At 66.1% G+C, this 19,091-nt stretch carries 16 protein-coding genes and 1 pseudogene; 15 read left to right on the top strand and 2 right to left on the bottom strand.

Annotated features, from left to right (window positions below):
• The first annotated feature begins 24 nt into the window (after positions 1–24).
• The 8 genes from hpaD to CEW83_RS16435 all read left to right on the top strand — a co-directional run bounded on the left by hpaD (position 25) and on the right by CEW83_RS16435 (position 7,383).
• A complete protein-coding gene (hpaD, locus tag CEW83_RS16470; RefSeq protein ID WP_108950306.1) occupies positions 25–873 on the top strand; it encodes a 3,4-dihydroxyphenylacetate 2,3-dioxygenase in 849 nt (282 codons plus the stop codon).
• A gap of 49 nt (positions 874–922) precedes the next feature.
• Positions 923–1,309 carry a 5-carboxymethyl-2-hydroxymuconate Delta-isomerase gene (locus CEW83_RS16465; RefSeq protein WP_108950305.1) on the top strand — a complete coding sequence of 129 codons (387 nt, stop codon included), beginning with the start codon at positions 923–925 and terminating at the stop codon, positions 1,307–1,309.
• A gap of 23 nt (positions 1,310–1,332) precedes the next feature.
• Complete coding sequence (hpaH, locus tag CEW83_RS16460) at positions 1,333–2,136, top strand: 2-oxo-hept-4-ene-1,7-dioate hydratase (RefSeq protein WP_108950304.1); 804 nt, start codon at positions 1,333–1,335, stop codon at positions 2,134–2,136.
• 10 nt (positions 2,137–2,146) lie between these two features.
• Positions 2,147–2,944 carry an aldolase/citrate lyase family protein gene (locus CEW83_RS16455; RefSeq protein WP_108950303.1) on the top strand — a complete coding sequence of 266 codons (798 nt, stop codon included), beginning with the start codon at positions 2,147–2,149 and terminating at the stop codon, positions 2,942–2,944.
• Between the two features lie 16 nt (positions 2,945–2,960).
• Complete coding sequence (locus tag CEW83_RS16450) at positions 2,961–4,415, top strand: NAD-dependent succinate-semialdehyde dehydrogenase (RefSeq protein ID WP_108950302.1); 1,455 nt, start codon at positions 2,961–2,963, stop codon at positions 4,413–4,415.
• Between the two features lie 80 nt (positions 4,416–4,495).
• Positions 4,496–5,527 carry a TRAP transporter substrate-binding protein gene (locus CEW83_RS16445; protein WP_108950301.1) on the top strand — a complete coding sequence of 344 codons (1,032 nt, stop codon included), beginning with the start codon at positions 4,496–4,498 and terminating at the stop codon, positions 5,525–5,527.
• Positions 5,528–5,597: 70 nt separating this feature from the next.
• Positions 5,598–6,368 carry a class II aldolase/adducin family protein gene (locus CEW83_RS16440; RefSeq protein WP_108950300.1) on the top strand — a complete coding sequence of 257 codons (771 nt, stop codon included), beginning with the start codon at positions 5,598–5,600 and terminating at the stop codon, positions 6,366–6,368.
• Between the two features lie 40 nt (positions 6,369–6,408).
• Positions 6,409–7,383: a 2-dehydropantoate 2-reductase gene (locus tag CEW83_RS16435; protein WP_108950299.1), complete on the top strand. Its 975-nt coding sequence runs from the start codon at positions 6,409–6,411 to the stop codon at positions 7,381–7,383.
• Positions 7,384–7,441: 58 nt separating this feature from the next.
• Here the strand turns inward: CEW83_RS16435 and hppD are convergent, their stop codons facing one another.
• On the bottom strand, positions 7,442–8,521 hold the full coding sequence (gene hppD, locus CEW83_RS16430) for a 4-hydroxyphenylpyruvate dioxygenase (protein WP_108950298.1): 1,080 nt from the start codon (positions 8,519–8,521) through the stop codon (positions 7,442–7,444).
• Between the two features lie 407 nt (positions 8,522–8,928).
• Between hppD and CEW83_RS16425 the strand changes: the two genes are divergently transcribed.
• Positions 8,929–9,636 (top strand): alanyl-tRNA editing protein, encoded by a 708-nt coding sequence (locus CEW83_RS16425; protein ID WP_108950297.1) that lies wholly within the window; start codon positions 8,929–8,931, stop codon positions 9,634–9,636.
• Between the two features lie 21 nt (positions 9,637–9,657).
• Here CEW83_RS16425 and CEW83_RS16420 read toward each other — a convergent pair whose 3' ends face one another.
• Entirely contained in the window at positions 9,658–11,247 is a 1,590-nt protein-coding gene (locus CEW83_RS16420) for a bacteriohemerythrin (RefSeq protein WP_108950296.1), read from the bottom strand.
• A 220-nt stretch (positions 11,248–11,467) separates the two neighbouring features.
• Here CEW83_RS16420 and CEW83_RS16415 point away from each other — a divergent pair, with 220 nt between their 5' ends.
• From CEW83_RS16415 to CEW83_RS16390, 6 genes and pseudogenes are all read left to right on the top strand, one after another.
• Entirely contained in the window at positions 11,468–12,895 is a 1,428-nt protein-coding gene (locus tag CEW83_RS16415; protein ID WP_108950295.1) for an AAA family ATPase, read from the top strand.
• Entirely contained in the window at positions 12,892–14,472 is a 1,581-nt protein-coding gene (locus CEW83_RS16410) for a VWA domain-containing protein (RefSeq protein WP_108950294.1), read from the top strand. Before CEW83_RS16415 ends, CEW83_RS16410 begins: the two co-directional genes overlap by 4 nt.
• On the top strand, positions 14,469–15,317 hold the full coding sequence (locus tag CEW83_RS16405; protein WP_108950293.1) for a Rossmann-like domain-containing protein: 849 nt from the start codon (positions 14,469–14,471) through the stop codon (positions 15,315–15,317). Before CEW83_RS16410 ends, CEW83_RS16405 begins: the two co-directional genes overlap by 4 nt.
• Positions 15,318–15,361: 44 nt before the next feature.
• Positions 15,362–16,204, top strand: coding sequence for an alpha/beta fold hydrolase (locus tag CEW83_RS16400; RefSeq protein WP_108950292.1), 843 nt, complete (start codon positions 15,362–15,364; stop codon positions 16,202–16,204).
• Between the two features lie 107 nt (positions 16,205–16,311).
• Positions 16,312–16,722, top strand: a complete 411-nt coding sequence (locus CEW83_RS16395; protein ID WP_108951484.1) for a group III truncated hemoglobin — start codon at positions 16,312–16,314, stop codon at positions 16,720–16,722.
• Positions 16,723–16,822: 100 nt separating this feature from the next.
• Positions 16,823–18,918, top strand: a pseudogene (locus CEW83_RS16390) (ATP-dependent helicase).
• Positions 18,919–19,091 lie beyond the last annotated feature (173 nt).

Below are 19,091 nucleotides of genomic sequence, written 5' to 3'. Positions count from 1 at the left end.
GGATTAGAGAAAGAGGAGAACACCATGGGCAAACTCGCGCTCGCAGCAAAAATCACCCACGTCCCGTCAATGTATCTGTCGGAGATCGACGGACCGCACAAGGGCTGCCGCCAGCCCGCCATCGACGGCCACATCGAGATCGGCCGCCGCTGCCGCGAGCTCGGGGTGGACACCATCGTCGTCTTCGATACCCACTGGCTCGTCAATGGCGGCTACCACATCAATTGCGCCCCGCAATTCGAAGGTGTCTATACCAGTAACGAGTTGCCGCACTTCATCAAGAACATGCCTTACGCCTACAACGGCAACCCGGCGCTGGGCAAGATCCTGGCCGAGGTGTGCACCGCCGACGGCGTCCACACCCGCGCCCACGACGCCACCACGCTGGCACTGGAGTACGGCACCCTGGTTCCGATGCGCTACATGAACAGCGACCGTCACTTCAAGGTGGTGTCCGTGTCGGCACTGTGTACCGTGCATAACCTCGAGGACTCGGTGCGCCTGGGCGCTGCGATGCGCAAGGCCGTGGAGGAGCAGTACGACGGCACGGTGGCCTTCTTCGCCAGCGGTTCGCTGTCGCACCGCTTTGCGCAGAACGGCACGGCGGAAGCGTTCATGCACAAGATGTGGAGCCCCTTTCTCGAGACCATGGATCGCGCCGTCGTCGAGATGTGGGAGCGCGGCGACTGGAAGACCTTCTGCGCGATGCTTCCCGAGTACGCCGACAAGTGCCACGGCGAAGGCTTCATGCATGACACGGCGATGCTGCTCGGCGCTGTCGGCTGGGATCAGTACGAGGGCAAGGTCGAAGTGATCACCCCCTTCTTCGGCAGCTCCGGCACCGGCCAGATCAACGCCATTTTCCCACTCTGACCCTCCGCCCCGGCCGCCCCCTCACGCCATCAGCAAGGAGCTCGCACAGATGCCGCACCTCATCTTCGAATACACCGACAACCTCGGCACCGCCGCCGACATTCCCGGCCTGCTGCGGAAGGCCAATCAGGTGATGATCGCCCAGGACGTGTTTCCTGTCGGCGGCATCCGTTCGCGCGCAATCGAACTCAAGGACTACTGCGTCGCCGACGGCAGCGCCGACGACGCCTTTGTTCATGCAACGGTCAAGATCGGCGCGGGCCGCAGTGCAGAAGCACGGCAGAAAACCGGCGACGACCTGTTCGAGATGATGAAGGCCCACTTCGCTGCGCTCTACGCCAGTCGCGGCCTCGCGCTCTCGCTCGAGCTCATCGAGTTTTCCGAAGCCGGCACGTGGAAGCACAACAACATCCACGCCCGCTACCGCAAGACCTGAACCAGTTACAGGACCCGAAAACCATGCTCCCAACGGATACCATTGCCGCCATCGCGCAACGCCTTCACCACGCAGAACAAACCCGCGAACAGGTGCGCGCGCCCTCGCTCGACCACCCCGAGATCACCATCCCCGATGCCTACGCAGTGCAGCGTGAGGGCATCCGCCTCAAGCTTGCAGAAGGCCGCACGATCAAGGGCCACAAGATCGGCCTGACCTCGCGCGCCATGCAGATGTCGTCGCAGATCGACGAGCCCGACTACGGCACCCTGCTCGACGACATGTTCTTCGACGATGGCGCCACCATCCCGGCCGGCCGCTTCATTCTGCCAATGGTCGAAGTCGAGCTTGCCTTCATCCTGTCGCACCGCCTGGAAGGCGAAAACGTGAGCCTGTTCGACGTGATCTCGGCGTCCGACTACGTGACGCCTGCCATTGAGATCATCGACGCACGCTGCCACCGGGTCGACCCCGAGACCAAGCGCCCGCGCAAGGTCATGGACACCATCTCGGACAACGCAGCCAATGCCGGCATCATTCTCGGCGGACGCCCGATCAAGCCGCTCGACGTCGACCTGCGCTGGATCTGCGCCCTGCTCTATCGCAACGGCGTGATCGAGGAAACCGGCGTCGCCGCCGGCGTGCTGAATCACCCGGGCAACGGCATCGCCTGGCTGGCGAAGAAGTTTGCGCCCCACGGCGTCGCACTGGAAGCCGGACAGGTGATCCTTGCCGGCTCCTTCACCCGCCCGGTGGCGGCACGTCCGGGCGACACCTTCCAGGCGGACTACGGCCCCATGGGCAGCATCAGCTGCCACTTCGCCTGAGGAAGCCGCCATGCAGATGCCCAAGAATCACTTCAAGCGCGCGCTCGCCGCGGGCGAGTTCCAGGTCGGCGCCTTTCTCGGCCTGATCGATCCCTGTTGTGCGGAAATCATGGCCAGTGCCGGATTCGACTGGCTGATGGTGGACGGCGAGCACGGGGCCAATGATCCGCGCTCGGTGCTTGCCCAGCTTCAGGCCATGGCGCCCTACCCGGTCAAGTTGGTCGTTCGCACCGTGGATCACGATGCTGCACGCATCAAGCAGTACCTCGACGTCGGCGTGCAGTCGCTGCTCGTGCCAATGGTCGAATCGGCAGAACAGGCGCGCGCGCTGGTTCGTGCAATCCGCTACCCGCCGTCCGGCATCCGCGGTGTCGGCACCGCACTGGCCCGCGCAGCGCGCTGGAACGGCGTCGAAGGCTACTTCGATCAGGCCGATGCAGAGATGTGCCTGATCGTGCAGATCGAATCACGCGCCGGACTCGAAGCAATCGACGAAATCCTGGCAGAGGAAGGCGTCGATGCCGTTTTCGTCGGCCCCTCCGACCTCGCCGCATCCCTCGGCCACCTTGGCAACCCCGGCCATCCGGAGGTGAGCGCCGCGGTAAGCGACGCCCTTTCGCGCATCGCCGCCGCCGGCAAGGCTGCCGGGGTGTTTTCCGCCGACCCCGCAGCTGCCGAGCGTTACCGCCAGGCCGGCGCCAGCTTCGTCGCCGCCGGCGTCGACACCCTGCTGCTGCGCAACGCCGCCGTGCAACTCGCCGGCCGCTTCAAGACTGCCGACGCCCCGCGCGCCGGCGCAGCTTACTGATCATCAGGAACATGCCATGCTGAACCTCAAGGATCCCGGCCTGCTGCGGCAGGCCTGCTACATCGACGGCCACTGGGTCGCCGCGGACAGCGGAGAACACTTTCCGGTCACCGATCCGGCCGACGGCCGCGTCATCGCCAGCGTACCCCGTGCCGGTGCGGCCGAAACCGAACGCGCCATCGCCGCGGCGGAGAAGGCCTTGCCCGCCTGGCGCGCATGCACTGCAGCCGAGCGCGCCCGCATCCTGCGGCGCTGGTACGAACTGATGCTCGCGCATCAGGACGACCTCGCACTCATCATGACAGCTGAGCAGGGCAAACCGTTGGCCGAGGCGAAAGGCGAGATCGCCTATGCCGCGGCCTATCTCGAATGGTTTGCCGAAGAGGCCAAGCGCGCCTATGGCGACGTGATTCCCTCACCATTCGCCGACCGCCGCATCGTGGTCACCAAGGAGCCGGTCGGCGTCTGTGCGGCCATCACACCGTGGAATTTCCCCTCGGCGATGATCACCCGCAAGGCGGGCCCTGCTCTCGCGGCCGGCTGCACAATGATCCTCAAACCCGCCGAACAGACCCCGCTGTCGGCGCTCGCACTGGCTGAACTGGCCGAGCGTGCCGGCGTACCCGCTGGCGTGTTCAGTGTCGTCACCGGCAATGCGCGTGCCATCGGCGGTGTGCTCACCGCCAGCCCGGTGGTGCGAAAGCTCACCTTCACCGGCTCCACCGAAGTCGGCCGTCTGCTGATGCAGCAGTGCGCCCCCACGATCAAGAAGCTCTCGCTCGAACTCGGCGGCAATGCGCCCTTCATCGTGTTCGACGATGCCGACCTCGACGCCGCGGTCGCGGGCGCCATGGCGTCCAAGTACCGCAACGCGGGCCAGACCTGCGTGTGCAGCAATCGCTTCCTTGTGCAGGAAGGCGTGTACCAAGCCTTCGCCGACAAGCTCGCCACCGCCGTGGCGGCACTCAAGGTCGGCAAGGGCACGGAAGAAGGCGTGACCCAGGGACCGCTGATCGATGAGGCAGCCATTGCCAAGGTCGAGTCGCTGGTCGCGGATGCGGTCGGCAAGGGCGCACAGGTGGCGTCTGGCGGCTCCCGGCACGCGCTCGGCGGCACCTGGTTCCAGCCAACCGTCCTCACGGACGTGACCCCCGACATGGCGGTGGCGAAGGAAGAGATCTTCGGCCCGGTCGCCCCGCTGTTCCGTTTCCGCACCGAGGAAGAGGCTGTCGCCATGGCCAACGACACCGAATTCGGCCTGGCCGCCTATTTCTACTCGCGCGACATTGGCCGCGTCTGGCGTGTTTCGGGCCAGCTCGAATACGGCATGGTCGGCATCAATACCGGCCTGATCTCGACCGAGGTTGCGCCCTTTGGCGGCGTCAAGAACTCGGGCCTTGGCCGCGAAGGTTCGCACCATGGGCTCGATGAGTACATGGAGTTGAAGTACCTGTCGATGGGCGGGCTATAGCACCGTCTGTCGTATCTGCGTAGCACCACCCGGCACTCGCGCACCCGTTCGCGAGGCAATCTGATCATCAGGAGACAACCATGAACACCCTGCGCCTTTCATCCCTCGCCCTGCTCGCAGGCTTTGTTGCCCTTCCCGCCGCAGCGCAGGAAGTCACCCTCAAGGTGAGCCACTTCCTCCCCGGCATGGCGCTCGCCCAGAAAGCCGTGCTCGAGCCCTGGTGCGACGATCTCGGCCGCGCCTCGGCCGGTCGCATCAAGTGTCAGTTCTTCCCGTCCATGCAGCTTGGCGGCACCCCGGCGCAACTGCCCGACCTGGTCAAGAACGGCGTGGCCGACATCGTGTGGACCGCACCGGGCTATTCGACCGGCCGCTTCCCCAAGACCGAAGCGCTGGAGTTGCCCGGCGTGTTGCCGCTGGGCGGTGCCGCTCAGGGACGGGCGATCTGGCCCTTCTTCGAGCAGCAGCTACAAGCCGAATACAGCGGATTCAAGGTGCTTGCCATGCACGGCGATGGCGGCATGAACATCCACACGGCCAAGACGGCCATCCATACCGCTGATGACCTCAAGGGGCTCAAGCTGCGCGCGCCGAACCGCACCATCGCCCGCACCCTGACCGCACTCGGCGCAACGCCGGTGGCAATGCCACCTGCGCAGATGACCGAAGCCATTTCAAAGGGCGTCGTCGATGGCGCGTCCGCGGTATGGGAAGTCATCGTGCCGACCAAGCTCGACGAGGTCACCCACTTCCACATGGAAACCCCGGACGATCAACCGGCAATGGGTGCGACCATCCTGACCGTGCTGATGAACAAGGACCGTTACGCCGCCCTGCCCGCCGATCTGCGCGATATCATCGATCGCCATAGCGGCCCCGCGCTGGTGTCCCGCTTCGGTCAGGCATGGGACGGTGCCATCGCCACCGCGCGTGACAAGGTCAAGGCGGCCGGACATACCGTGACGCAGGTTGAAGGCGCTGCCTACACCGCCATGCGCGAACGTGCCCTTCCGGTCGAACAGGAATGGATTGCCGACGCCAAGGGCAAGGGCTTCGATGGCGCTGCGCTGATTGCAGCAGCACGCACTGCAGCCGCCAAGTCCCGTCCCTGATTACACACATACAAAATCAACTGCCGTTGCCCCGGATGGGGTGGCGGCACAGCGCTCAAGGAGAACTCCGATGTCGAACACCAAACGCTACTACGAACACCCCGCCCGCTTCAGCGACACCGAATGGCAGGCCCGCGTGCAGCTTGCCGCGATGTACCGCATCTTTGCCTACCTCAAGTGGGACGAGTCGATCTACAACCATATCTCGCTGCGCGTTCCGGGCGAGCCCGGCCACTTCCTGATCAATCCCTTCGGACTGCATTACAGCGAAGTCTGCGCATCCAATCTGGTCAAGATCGACATCGACGGCAACATCATCGGCCATGCCGACTGGCCGATCAATCCGGCGGGATTCACCTTCCACAGTGCGATCCATGCAACCGTGCCCGACGGCCACTGCGTGATGCACGTCCACACCACGGCGACCCAGGCCGTGTGCTGCCTGAAGGACGGCCTCTCGTTCAGCAACTTCTACGCCGCCCAACTCTACGGCAAGATTGCCTATCACGACTTTGAAGGCATCACCGTTCATCTGGACGAAGGCAAGCGCATCCTTGCCAGCGCGGGGGACAAACCGGTGCTGCTGCTGCGCAACCACGGTCCGGTCGTGATTGGCGCAACCCTGGCACAGGCCTTCTCGCTGATGTGGCTGGTCAATCGCGCTTGCGAAATTCAGCTCGCCACCCAATCCATGGGGCAGGCGCTTGAACTGCCGACACCGGTTCTGGAAAAATGTGTCGCGGATTCGCTGAACTTCGACCCCAAGTACGGTGCAGGAGAGGACGCCTTCGCCGCGTTCGTCCGCCTGGTCGAGCGGCAGGACCCGAGTTTCCGCCACTGATCAGCCCGGTTCAGGCTGCCTGCCACATGAAGGAGCACGAATGAAGATCTGTCTTTATGGCGCCGGTGCGGTGGGCGGTCTGATCGGCGCACGCATCGCCGCTAGCGGTCAGCCCGTGTCGGTGGTCGCGCGCGGTTCGACGCTGACGGCACTGCAGCGCGATGGCCTGGGCCTTCGGGACGCGGAAGGACTGCGTCACTTCCCGGTACGGGCAGTGGCCGACCCGGCCGAACTCGGACCGCAAGACCTCGTGATCGTCGCCGTCAAGGAACCGGCGATGGCCACGGTCGCAGCGGCCATCGGGCCGCTGATCGGCCCCGCCACCAAGGTCATGACGGCGATGAACGGCGTGCCGTGGTGGTTCTTCGACGGCCTGTCCGGACCGCTGGCCGGCGCCACCCTTGGCAGCGTCGATCCTGCAGGCGAGCTGCGCAGCCACATTCCGTCCGCTCAGGTCATCGGCTGCGTGGTGCATATCGCCTGCGCCACCCTGGCGCCCGGCGTGAGCCTGCACAAGATGGGCAACGGCCTGATCATCGGCGACGCCACCGGCCCCACCACGCCCGCCACCCGGGCAGTGGCCGACGTGCTCACTGCAGCGGGTTTTGAACTCACCGTATCTGATCGCATCCAGCGCGACATCTGGTTCAAGCTGTGGGGCAACATGACGATGAACCCGGTGTCGGCGATTACGGGCGCCACCAGTGACCGCATCCTCGATGACGAACTGGTCGAGGCTTTCTGCGTGCGGGTCATGGAAGAAGCTGCCGCCGTGGGGGAGCGCATCGGCTGTCCGGTGACTCAAAGCCCGGGCGAGCGCAATGCGGTCACGCGCAAGCTGGGTGCAATGAAAACCTCGATGCTGCAGGACGTGGAAGCCGGCCGCGCGCTGGAGATCGACGCGCTGCTCGGCGTGGTGCATGAGATCGCGGGCAAGGCCGGCGTCGCAGTGCCCAACGTGGCCGCCCTGCTCGGCCTGGTGAGACTGTTTGCCCGCACCCGCGGGCTGTACTGAAAAGACAGGGCGCCCCGCTTCGGACGCCCTGATCCTGCCGGTCACGGCAGCGTCGGCGTTATTCCGGCACGGTAATCGCGCCGCGCCGGATCTGGTCGCGTTCGAGCGATTCGAACAAGGCCTTGAAGTTGCCTTCGCCGAAGCCATCGTCACCCTTGCGCTGGATGAACTCGAAGAACACCGGCCCGAGCAGGGTCTCGGAGAAGATCTGCAGCAGCAGACGCTGCTTGCCGCCTTCGGTACTGCCATCGAGCAGGATGCCGCGGGCCTGGAGTTCGTCCGCATTCTCGCCATGCCCCGGCAGGCGTTCGCTCAGCATCTCGTAATAGGTGGCGGGCGGCGCCGTCATCAGCGGCACGCCTGCCGCGCGCAGCCTGTCCACGCTGCCGATGAGGTCGTCGGTGAGCAGCGCCACATGCTGGATGCCCTCGCCGTTGAACTTCATCAAGAACTCCTCGATCTGCCCCGAGCCCTTCGACGCCTCTTCGTTGAGCGGGATGCGGATCTTGCCGTCCGGCGCGGTCATCGCTCGCGAGGTCAGGCCGGTGTACTCGCCCTTGATGTCAAAGTAGCGGATCTCGCGGAAGTTGAAGATGCGCTCGTAGAAACTGCCCCAATGGCTCATGCGTCCGCGGTAGACGTTGTGCGTCAGGTGGTCGATGAGCTTGAAACCGTGGCCGACCGGATGGCGATCCACGCCTTCGATGAAGTTGAAGTCGATGTCGTAGATCGAGGTGCCATCGCCGTAGCGGTCGATCAGGTACAGCGGCGCGCCGCCAATGCCCCGGATCGCGGGCAGACGCAGCTCCATCGGGCCGGTCGGCATGTCCAGCGGCTGGGCGCCGAGCTCGAGTGCGCGCTTGAAGGCAAACTGCGCATCGCGCACGCGAAACGCCATGCCGCAGGCAGAAGGCCCGTGCTCGGCAGCAAAATAGGCGGGAATGCTGCGCGGCTCGCGGTTGACGATGAAGTTGATGTCGCCCTGACGATACAGCGTGACATCCTTCGAGCGATGCTGCGCCACGCGGGTGAAGCCCATCATCTCGAAAATGGGTTCGAGCACATTCGGCTTGGGCGAAGCGAATTCGACGAACTCGAAGCCCATCAGCCCCATCGGATTTTCAAACAGGTCGGTCATTGTGCTGCTCCTGATAGAGGGTCGGTAATACCGTGGAACGGGTCGGTTTCTATCGGAACAGGGGTGGCGCACAGGGCACGCCGCGAACGCTGCGTGCGAGGTGATCTCCTACGAACAGCAGACTGCCCCGCTCACGGCGGTGCAACTGCACAGGGCAGTCGGCACGGCGGATTGCTGGGCGGCGCTTGAACATGATGTCTTCTCCGGGGGGCGTGACGCTTCTGCGAGCGCCATCGAATATTCATCATAGTCTAATAGCTTTACCAGCATCCAACACGGCCTTTTGATCGCATCAGACCGCCTGCCCCACATCCGTCCCGAGCGCAAAGAACGTTCGCATACGCGCTTTCTACCGGGAGAAGAGGCACAATCATCCCTCGTCGCATCCACAGGAAAGGAGCCCACCAGTGACCGATCGTGTCTTTCATGCAGACAGCTACGCACGCCAGTGCGACACCGTGGTGACCCGCAGCGAACCGGGCATCGTCGAGCTTGAGCGCACGGTGTTCTACCCCACGGGTGGCGGGCAGCCCGGCGACCGCGGCGTGCTGATCCTTGAGGACGGAAGCCGGCTGACGGTCATCGACACGATCAAGGGAGAGGACGAAGCCATCGTGCACCGCATTGCCGACGACGCCCCCGTGCCCGCCCCGGGAACGCGGCTTCAGGCCGAGATCGACTGGGAACGGCGCCACACACTGATGCGCTACCACACCTGTCTGCATCTGCTGTGCGCCGTGGTCGACGCGCCGGTGACCGGCGGCAGGATGGCAGAAGACAAGGCACACCTGGATTTCGACATCGACATGGAAAAGCTCGTGGCTGCAGACATCGAAGCCGCGCTCAACGCCCTCATCGCGCGCGATCAGCCGGTGGAAACCGGCGCCATCAGCGACGCCGAGCTCGATGCGAATCCGGGGCTGGTGAAAACGATGTCGGTGCAGCCGCCGCGCGGCCAGGGCAGCGTGCGCACCATCCGCGTAGGCGACATCGACTATCAGCCCTGTGGCGGCACCCATTTGCGCCGGACCGGCGAGATCGGCACGGCCAGCGTGGTCAGGATCCGCTCCGAGGGCAAACGCAACAAGCGCGTGACGATCGTGCTCGGCGACTGAGCCGCCACGCGGCCCCATCGCTCACTGCCGACGAAAACGCAGCAGCGCCTCACGATCCGGAATGGTCACGAAACGGCGGCTGACACTGATCAGGGCGCAATCGGAGAGCTGCTGAAAATTCCGCGACAGCGTCGCGCCGTTGATATTGAGGTAGGACGCGATGATGCCCTTCTGCGCCGGCAGCACGGTGTCGACACCACCGTCGCCGTTGTCGGTGCCGTGCGCGAGCAGAAAGTCGATCGTGCGCTCCATTGCGGTATGCAGGGTCAGGGCCGCGATCTCGCGAACCCGCTCGTGCATGCGCCGCCCAAGGTGCGCCGTCACCGCAGCAGCAAAAGCCGGGCTGGAAGACTGAAGCGCGCGCAGGGCGTCGGCTGGAATCATCAGCAGGGTGGAGGACGAGAGGCTGCGGGCCGTTGCCGGCGAAGCCCGGCGGGCGAGCACCTCGACTTCGCCCACGATCTGTGGCGCGACCATGATGTCGAGCACCTTCTCGTCGCCACGCTCGTTCGCGGCAAACACCCCCACCTGACCGCTGATGACGATGTAGAGCCCGGCCGGATCCGTGCCGTTCACGAACAGCTGCTGCGACTTGTCGAGTCGAACCAGGCGTGCCTGCTGCTCGAGCGCAGTCATTTCATCCGGCGTCAGGCACATGAACAGGGGGTGGCGCGAGAGCGCAGTCCTGCCTGCATCTTCCGGAACTGCAGCCCGCTTCCCGGCCACCTCGCGCTGCGCTGCCGACAGCAGCACCAGAATGACGATGCGTCCATTGAGTACGAGATGGGTCACGCGGGCCGCTGCGGCCCCGGGCTTTCCGTCTGCACCGACGCACTCAAGCACGCCTTCGAAGCTGCCGTGCATCAGCACTTCGCTCATCACCACCGGCAGACGTTGAACCTGGGCATCACTGAACAGGCTGGTGCCGGGGCGTCCGCCAAGCGCCCCCGCCTCGGCGCCGAAATACGCCTCGGCAGCGGTATTGGCCTGAATCACCTCTCCGGGCAGTAAGGCCGCATCGAGTGCGACCACCAGTGCCGCGGAGCGGTCCCCGGAGATGAACGCCAGCACATCGGCTTCGCTGGCATGGAGCGCGGCGCTGCCCTGGGCGAGCGCATCCGCAAACATCAGCGGCGCGGCGGGTGCGGCCTGCGTGCGTGCGCTCGACTGCGCAGTGCTCAGGGCGGCATCGGTCGCCTGTCGTGCATCGCGCAGCCGCCGGGCGAGTCCCTGATCCTCGCCACGGATATGACGAATCAGCCAGTCACCAAGAAACGCCAGCAACTGCCGGCCGTCCGGCACCGCATCGTCGCCGAGCTCATCGGCCATGTCGCCCACGAGCGCGAGGAAGCGGTCGTGATTATGGTGGTGTGCCTGCGCGTAGGCGGGGGACAGTCCGCACAGGCTCATCAAGGCCTCTTCGGTGCTGAAATGGACTTCGGTGTAGTCCTTCAGGTAGCCCACCAGCGAGCGGACCTCCTCAGCGCTGAGTTCAGACTGATCTTCCAGCCGCGCCGCGGTGGCGTTGATCATGTCGACCAGCCCCCGGTGCTGCCGGTCGATGACGTCGATTCCCGTCAACAGTGCGTCACTCCACGCCAACTCTTGCATTCAGCCACTCCCCCCCGAGAATTAGGCCACGCCGCCCCCGACATGCGTCCCCGCGCAGCGGAACAGACGCAGTTTAACTTGAACGGGTGATGCCCGAAGCATCGTGCAGCGCGACCGACGCGGTGCCTGCATCAGGCGATGGCGGCACCGCCGCCGTCCTGCCGTGCGCGACTTCGTCACGATCAAGGCACACCACACATCCGGGTGCTAGGATTTCTCCATGGATCAGTCCCTTGCACATGACTCGAACAGCACCCGCGATCGCCTGTCGCACCTGCTCTCTTACCTCGAAAGCGGGTTGATCGAGCGTCGACGCGCGGTACGCCTCACCCTGCTCGCGGCACTCGCCGGCGAACACAGCCTGCTGATCGGCCCGCCCGGCACGGCGAAGAGCGAGCTTGCCCGGCGCCTGCACACGGTGTTTGCCAACGCCCGCTACTTCGAGCGCCTGCTCACCCGCTTCTCGGTACCCGAAGAACTCTTTGGCCCACTGTCGATCAAGGCCCTCGAGGAGGACCGCTACGAGCGTCACACCGCGGGCTTCCTGCCCGACGCCTCGATTGCCTTCATCGATGAAGTGTTCAAGGCCAACAGCGCAATCCTCAATGCGCTGCTGACGCTGCTCAACGAGCGCGAGTTCGACAACGGCGCCGGCCGCGAGCAGTGCCCGCTGATCAGCGTCGTCGGTGCCACCAATGAAGTGCCGGAGGACGAAGTCGCCGAGGCCTTTTTCGATCGGTTCCTGCTGCGGGTACCGGTCGAGCCGGTCAGCCGTGACGGCTTCGCCCAACTGCTCGACACCGCGCACAAGGCCGACTGGACAGCCCCGCCAGCGGCGCTTCGCCTTGACGCCGACGCGCTGACGGCACTCACCCGACAGGCTGCGGCGGTGACGCTGCCGCACGCGGCGAGCACGATCCTGGCCGAACTTCGCGAGCATCTGGCCAGCCTGCAGGCCTGCGTTTCCGACCGCCGCTGGGTGAAGACCGTGTGGCTGCTGCGCATGGCGGCCGCGTGCGAAGGGCGCACGGCGGTGGCGCTGTGGGACCTGCTCCTGCTGCCCTGGTGCACCGCGCCCGACGCTGCCCGCCAGGCTGCCGTCGGAACCTGGCTGCAGACCCGGATCGGCGTGAACGCGCGCTTCTCGCCACCACGCCTCACCCGTGTGGTCGAAGCTTTCGAAGCACAGCTCGACACCGAGCTGAAGGCCAACGACCTCGACTACGACGCGTCCGGCCGTCTGCGCTTTTCCGCCACCGAGCTCGCCGACGAAGTCGGCGATGCCAAGGGCGGCGCCGGCGCGTTGCGCATGCGCTACAGCCGCCAGCGCCGTTACGGTGCCCGCCACATCGCCGCCCGTACCGCCCAGATCGACGACCTGATCAGGCGCATCGCCGGGTATGCCGAAGAACTCGCCGCGCAACGCCAGAACCTCGCCCTCTACCGCAGCACCAGTCTGTGGCTCGAGAGCGAACTCGCCGACCGGGTCGACGCAAACCTGACGGCGGTCGCCGAAGCACTTTCAGGCCTGCACCAGCGCGCCGCCGCGACGCGCGAAGGCTTCACCCGCCTGCCCCGCCTGCCCGAGGGCGAAGACCACGGCACGGCGCCGGAGCCGGTCGCCGTGCCGCTGCAACACGACGCATGAGCGCGCCTGCACCCTGCGCGCTGCTGTTCGAGGCCCGCGAACAGCGCCTGGCCGCACTCGACGCGCTGGCGCGCAACTTGTGGCTGGGCGGCATGACCAATGCGCAGGGCACGCTGGAGGCCCGCCTGTCGGGCCTGAGCCTGCTCGTCGACAGTCTGCTTGCCGGCTCCCTGCCTCCGCCCGCCGCGTGGCCGTGGCCGCCACCGCAGCTTGCCGCCGCCCTGTCCGCCACCATGGCGCAGCTGGGCCTGCCCGGCTACTGCCGCGGGCAACGCGACCTCAGTGTGACCGTGGTGATGAGCATCCTCTTCCACCTCGACCTGATCGTCGATTATCGCGACCGCGGTGCAGACGAGGACACCGCCACCGCCATGGCGCTCGACGCCTTTGCCGCCGACTGGCAGGAACGCTGCGGCCACATCGACGAGCTGGTGGACGTCTTCGGCATGCTGCCCGAAGGCGACCAGAGCCTGCGCTGGGACACGATCTGCGGCCAGCTGCGCAGCGAGGGCTGGCAGGAGGTACTGCGCATCCGCCGACTGCTCGAACGCCTGCCCGAACTGGGTCGCCTGATCCGGCAGCTGGGGCGCAGCCGCCAGACCGACGAACCCGAGCGCCGCAGCCAGCGCACGGTGCCGGTCATGGAACGGGCGCTTGCGCAACACCCGCAGCCGCATGCAGTGCATGTGCCCGACCTGCCCGGCGAAACCCGCGGCATCAAGCGCTCGGACCGCATCGCCCGCATGCTGCCGGCCGAAGCCATGCTGCTCGGCCACCCGCGTCTGCGCCTGGTGTGGCATGCCCGCCGCGCCGAACGCACCCTGCTCGCGTACGAAGACGACGACCGCATGGCAGAAGTTCGCCAGCACCGCTCACCCGTGTTGCGTCCGCAACCACGGCCCGCGCCCGACCGACGCATGGAGACGGGCCCCATGCTGATCTGCGTCGACACCTCGGGCTCGATGCAGGGTGGCGCAGAGGCCGTCGCCAAGGCCACTGTCCTCGAAGCGGTGCGCAGCGCCCACGCGCAACATCGTGCATGCCATGTGTTTGCGTTCGGCGGTCCCGACGAGCTGGTGGAAATGGAGCTCGGCGTCGACGCCGGCGGCATCGAACGCCTGATCCGCTTTCTCGGGCAGACCTTTCGCGGCGGCACCGACATCTGTGGTCCACTGGAGCGGGCGATCGAAAAACTCGACGCCGCACAATGGCGCCAGGCCGATCTGCTGCTGGCGTCGGACGGGGCATTCGGCGCCACCGCCGATGTCGTCAGCCGCCTCGATCAGGCCAAGACGACGCTGGGCCTGCGCGTTCAGGCCATCCTGATCGGCGACCGCGAAACCATCGGCCTGCTCGAACTGGCCGATGACGTCCTGTGGGTGCGCGACTGGCGTCGCTTCGGCGCATCGGATGCCGACTCGCCCGTTCATTCCAAGAGCCTCACCGCAATGTACTTCCCCGGAGCGCTGCGCAGCCCCGAAAACCGTCGCTCGACCGTTGCCGGCGACACCGCCTCTGCCGCCGTCCGTGCAGGATTGCACCGCGGCGAGCACCTTCCGGATCAGGACCAGACATGACCACCGCCAAGCCCGCACGTTTTGCGGACGACTACCTCGCCCAGCTCGAACGCTTCGCGGCCCGCAGCCCGCTGCCCCGCATCCGCGCACTGCACCTGCCGCCCGCGCAGCCCAACAACGATGGCCGTGGCGAGTTCTGCGCAATCGAACTGGACGATGGTTCGCTCGGCCTGTCCTACGTGCTGCTCGACGACACCCTCGCGCATCTGCACGCACACCCGACGCGCACGGCCCTCACCGGCACCGATGCGCTCGACCTCGCCCGGCGCTACGCCAGCGGCAGCGGCATCGACAAGACCCTCGGCTTTGCTGCCGCCAATGCCCTGACCCGCTGCCTGTACGACCGCGCCGGCTTCCGCCCTGACGACAGCACCGACTCCATCGGCAGCCTGCAGCCCACGCCAGGCGAAGCGATCGGCATGATCGGCCTGTTCAAGCCCCTGCTGGGCCGCATCATCGAGGCCGGTGCCAGGCTGACCGTGGTCGAACTCAAGGCCGAGCTCGCGGGCGAGCATGAAGGCTACCGGGTCACGACCGACGCCGAAGCACTCGCCACCTGCACCAAGGTGGTCTCGACCAGCACACTCCTGCTCAACGACACCCTGGACCGGATGCTCGGCTGCTGCCGCCAGGCACGCTGGTTCGCGATGATCGGCCCCAGCGCCGGTTGTCTGCCCGACGCCCTGTTCGCCCGCGGCGTCACCTTCGTCGGTGGCAGCTGGATCACCGACCCTGCAGCCTTCATCGACGCGCTAAGAAGCGGAACGCGCAGCGCCAGCGCAAGCAAGTACGGCCTGACCCGCGACAACTATCCGGGCTTCGAGGCGCTGCTGGCCCGACTGTGATCACGTAACAGTCCATACGCATGCAGCCCGTATAATCCTGCCCCATGGACACGCTGACCGCCGACGACGGCGAAACCATCCACTTGCGTATTTCCGGCCAGGGGCGCCCGCTGGTGCTGCTGCACGGCTGGACCTCGAGCCACCGCGACTGGACGCCCTTCATCGAGCCACTGGCCGCGCACTTCCGCATCTTTCGCTGGGATGCCCGTGGCCATGGCGGGCACGCGCCACTGACCACAACGGTGCCGACCGTGCAGCGGATGGCACAGGATCTGCACCTGTTGCTGGCGCATTACGATGTGCGCGACGCGGTTGTCGTCGGTCACTCGATGGGCGCGCTCACGCTGTGGCAGTACGTGCGCGACTTCGGCTGCGAGCGACTGGGGCGTGCCGTCATTCTCGACCAGTCTCCACGCCTGCTGACCGACGAGCGCTGGAAGCTCGGCGTGTATGGCGACTTCGACGCGCAGCGCAATGAAGCCTTCATGGCTGCGCTACGCGAGGACTTTGCCGAAGCGGTGCTGCGCCTGGTGGCAGACGGCCACAACGCAGCGGCCGCAAGGGCTTATGCCGCGAATACCGAGGGCATCCAGGCCATGCGTCAGCGCCTGCGAAAGCTGGCACCCGCCCCCCTGATCGCCTGCTGGGACAGCCTGACCGCAGCCGACTATCGCCCGGTGCTGGCACAGATGAACATTCCGACCTTGCTGATCTACGGCGGCGAGAGCAATTTCTACTCGACCGCCACCGCCGAGTACGTGGCCAGCCAGCTGCCGAACGCGAAACTGCACATATACGAGGGCGTGGATCATGCCCCGCACCTGTGGAAGCGCGATGCGTTCATCGACGATCTGCTCGAATTCGCAGGGATGAGCGCACGCGTCTGAGTACGCGGCCGCGCCGAAGCACATCTGCCAGGGTCACGCAGAAAAATGGCCGCTCCGCTTATCGGCTATATTTCCCGATGCAGAAACCCGTCCTCAAGAGAACCATCATGTCCGAAGCACCTGCCGTCACCGAAGCCCAGATCGCCGAACTTGTGCAGGTTTTCTACGATCGGGCCCGGCTGGATGACGACCTGGGCCCGGTGTTCAACAACGCCGTCGGCGACTGGGATCACCACCTCGCCATCGTTACCGACTTCTGGTCCAACGCCCTGCTCGGCACCAAGCGCTACGCCGGCCATCCATTCCCGGTGCACATGCGCCTGCCGATCACGCGCGAGCACTTCGGACAGTGGCTGGCGCTGTTCCGCGAAGCCGCCGAAGAGATCCTGCCCCCCGAAACCGCAAAGCTCGCCATCGGCCGCGCCGAATTCATGGCAAAGAGCTTTCGGGCGGGCCTGTTTCCCTTCGATCCGGTCGTCCCATCGTCAGCGACCCGATCAAAAGACACCCCGGCCTGAGCAGGGAAGGCACGCGCAGCAACGCGTGCAATCAATTTGCTGACGTTTGCAGAGCAGGACGAGCACCAAAGCGGGCGCGGAACTGGATAGAATTACAGTCATGACCCGTTCCCAGACTCCGCCCGCCACGCCTTCAGACTGGCTCGACCGCCTCAACCCCGCCCAGCGCAAGGCGGTCGAGTTTGGCATCGGTGACGGCAGCAACGGGATTCCCGGGCCGCTACTGGTCATTGCCGGCGCCGGCTCGGGCAAGACCAACACCCTGGCCCACCGCGTTGCGCGCCTGATCGTCGGCGGGGCCGACCCGGGACGCATTCTGCTGCTCACGTTCTCGCGCCGTGCGGCGGACGAAATGGGGCGACGGGTGCAACGCATTCTCGGCCAGGCGGCGGCAGACACACCCTGGCTGGCGCAGGCCAGCCTGCAATGGTCGGGCACCTTCCACGGCATCGGTGCGCGCCTGCTGCGCGAGTACGCGGGGCGCATCGGGCTGGACCCGGCATTCACCATCCACGACCGCGAAGACTCCGCCGACCTGATGAACCTCGCCCGCCACGAGGCGGGGCTGTCCTCGCGCAGCAAGCGCTTCCCGCAGAAAAGCACCTGTCTCGCGATCTATTCGGCGGTGGTCAATACACGTGCGCCGCTGAAGGACGTGCTGCAATCGACCTTTCCGTGGTGCGCAGAATGGGCGGACGACCTGAAAGCCCTGTTCCGCGCCTATGTCGCCGCCAAGCAGGCACAGCAGGTGCTCGATTACGACGACCTGCTGCTGTACTGGGCACACATGGTGGCCGATCCCGCGCTGGCGGCAGAGGTCGGCGGCCTGTTCCAGCATGTGCTGGTGGATGAATACCAGGACACCAACCACCTGCAGGCCGAGATCCTGCTGGGCATGAAACCGGACGGGCTCGGCCTCACCGTGGTCGGCGACGATGCGCAGTCGATCTACGCCTTTCGCGGCGCCACGGTGCGCAACATCCTCGATTTCCCCGCAAGCTTCGACCCGCCCGCTCACCGCGTGACGCTGGAGCAGAACTACCGCTCCACCCGCCCCATCCTCGAGGCGGCCAATGCGGTGATCGCGCAGGCGGCGGAGCGCTACAGCAAGGATCTGTGGTCCGAGCGCGACAGCAGCGCCAGACCGCGACTGGTGTCGGTGCGCGACGATGCCGATCAGGCCGCTTACGTGGTCGAACGCGCGCTCGCCCGCCGTGAGGAAGGCATCCGGCTCAAGCAGCAGGCGGTGCTGTTCCGCGCCGCCAGTCACAGCGCCCGGCTGGAGATGGAGCTGACCCGGCGCAACATCCCCTTCGTGAAGTTCGGCGGGCTCAAGTTTCTCGAAGCCGCCCACGTCAAGGACGTGCTCGCGCTGCAGCGCTGGGCGGAGAACCTGCGCGACCGCGTTTCCGGTTTCAGGGTCGTGCAGTTGCTGGCCGGCATCGGCCCCAAGACCGCCGGCCGCATCCTCGACAACGTGTGTACCGCGCCCGAGGGCTGTGCCCTGCTCGCCGAACAGCCGGTACCCGATGCGGCTCAACAGGCGTGGAACGAGTTCGCCGCGCTGGTCGAGCACCTCGGCCGCGACGATGCGCCGTGGCCAACCAGCTTCGAGCTGGCCTGCCGCTGGTACGAAGCGCAGATGCCACGCCTGTACGACGACGCGGCCGTGCGTCAGGGCGACATCCAGCAGATCGGACGCATTGCCGCCACCTATCCCAGCCGGCAGCGCTTCCTCACCGAGCTCACGCTCGACCCACCCAGCGCCACCAGCGACGAGGCCGGCATGCCGCTGCTGGACGAGGACTACCTGATCCTGTCCACCCTGCACTCAGCCAAGGGTCAGGAATGGAACGCAGTGACCGTGCTCAATGTGGTGGATGGCTGCATCCCGTCCGACATCGCCACCCGCCACACCGCAGAGATCGAAGAAGAGCGCCGCCTGCTCTATGTCGGCATGACGCGCGCGAAGGACCACCTCGACCTCATCGTGCCGCAGCGCTTCTACGTCACCCAGCAGCCGGGCATGGGCGACCGCCACGTTTATGCCGGGCGCACCCGCTTCATTCCCAACCGCCTGCTGCCGCACTTCGAGCAGCACACGTGGCCGGAGCCGCCCCCGAGCTGCGCGGCACGCCCGCATCGCGTCAGGCGGCGCTCGATCTGGCCGCGAAGATGCGCGGCATGTGGGACTGAGTCCGCCCGCCCCGCAAGACTCGCCTTGAAACTCCGCCAGCGCCGACTACGCTGAATGAATGGAGAAAAGCCGGCCCGGCATCGGCGACACCCCGCAGGCTCGTGCGCGGGACTGAAGATCCGCAAAGGCTCCTTCTCCAACATGCATCTGCCACACAAGGCGAGGTCCGGAC

The sequence above is a fragment of the Parazoarcus communis genome (genome assembly GCF_003111645.1).
In the GTDB taxonomy this organism is placed as follows: Bacteria; Pseudomonadota; Gammaproteobacteria; order Burkholderiales; family Rhodocyclaceae; genus Parazoarcus; species Parazoarcus communis_A.
This window is presented reverse-complemented; position numbering and strand designations above follow the sequence as displayed.

What these genes read in the sequence shown, in the direction of transcription:
- hpaD (WP_108950306.1), top strand. Translation starts at nt 25, where the DNA reads ATGGGCAAACTCGCGCTCGCAGCAAAAATCACCCACGTCCCGTCAATG.
- CEW83_RS16465 (WP_108950305.1), top strand. Translation starts at nt 923, where the DNA reads ATGCCGCACCTCATCTTCGAATACACCGACAACCTCGGCACCGCCGCC.
- hpaH (WP_108950304.1), top strand. Translation starts at nt 1,333, where the DNA reads ATGCTCCCAACGGATACCATTGCCGCCATCGCGCAACGCCTTCACCAC.
- CEW83_RS16455 (WP_108950303.1), top strand. Translation starts at nt 2,147, where the DNA reads ATGCAGATGCCCAAGAATCACTTCAAGCGCGCGCTCGCCGCGGGCGAG.
- CEW83_RS16450 (WP_108950302.1), top strand. Translation starts at nt 2,961, where the DNA reads ATGCTGAACCTCAAGGATCCCGGCCTGCTGCGGCAGGCCTGCTACATC.
- CEW83_RS16445 (WP_108950301.1), top strand. Translation starts at nt 4,496, where the DNA reads ATGAACACCCTGCGCCTTTCATCCCTCGCCCTGCTCGCAGGCTTTGTT.
- CEW83_RS16440 (WP_108950300.1), top strand. Translation starts at nt 5,598, where the DNA reads ATGTCGAACACCAAACGCTACTACGAACACCCCGCCCGCTTCAGCGAC.
- CEW83_RS16435 (WP_108950299.1), top strand. Translation starts at nt 6,409, where the DNA reads ATGAAGATCTGTCTTTATGGCGCCGGTGCGGTGGGCGGTCTGATCGGC.
- hppD (WP_108950298.1), bottom strand. Translation starts at nt 8,521, where the DNA reads ATGACCGACCTGTTTGAAAATCCGATGGGGCTGATGGGCTTCGAGTTC.
- CEW83_RS16420 (WP_108950296.1), bottom strand. Translation starts at nt 11,247, where the DNA reads ATGCAAGAGTTGGCGTGGAGTGACGCACTGTTGACGGGAATCGACGTC.
- CEW83_RS16415 (WP_108950295.1), top strand. Translation starts at nt 11,468, where the DNA reads ATGGATCAGTCCCTTGCACATGACTCGAACAGCACCCGCGATCGCCTG.
- CEW83_RS16410 (WP_108950294.1), top strand. Translation starts at nt 12,892, where the DNA reads ATGAGCGCGCCTGCACCCTGCGCGCTGCTGTTCGAGGCCCGCGAACAG.
- CEW83_RS16405 (WP_108950293.1), top strand. Translation starts at nt 14,469, where the DNA reads ATGACCACCGCCAAGCCCGCACGTTTTGCGGACGACTACCTCGCCCAG.
- CEW83_RS16400 (WP_108950292.1), top strand. Translation starts at nt 15,362, where the DNA reads ATGGACACGCTGACCGCCGACGACGGCGAAACCATCCACTTGCGTATT.
- CEW83_RS16395 (WP_108951484.1), top strand. Translation starts at nt 16,312, where the DNA reads ATGTCCGAAGCACCTGCCGTCACCGAAGCCCAGATCGCCGAACTTGTG.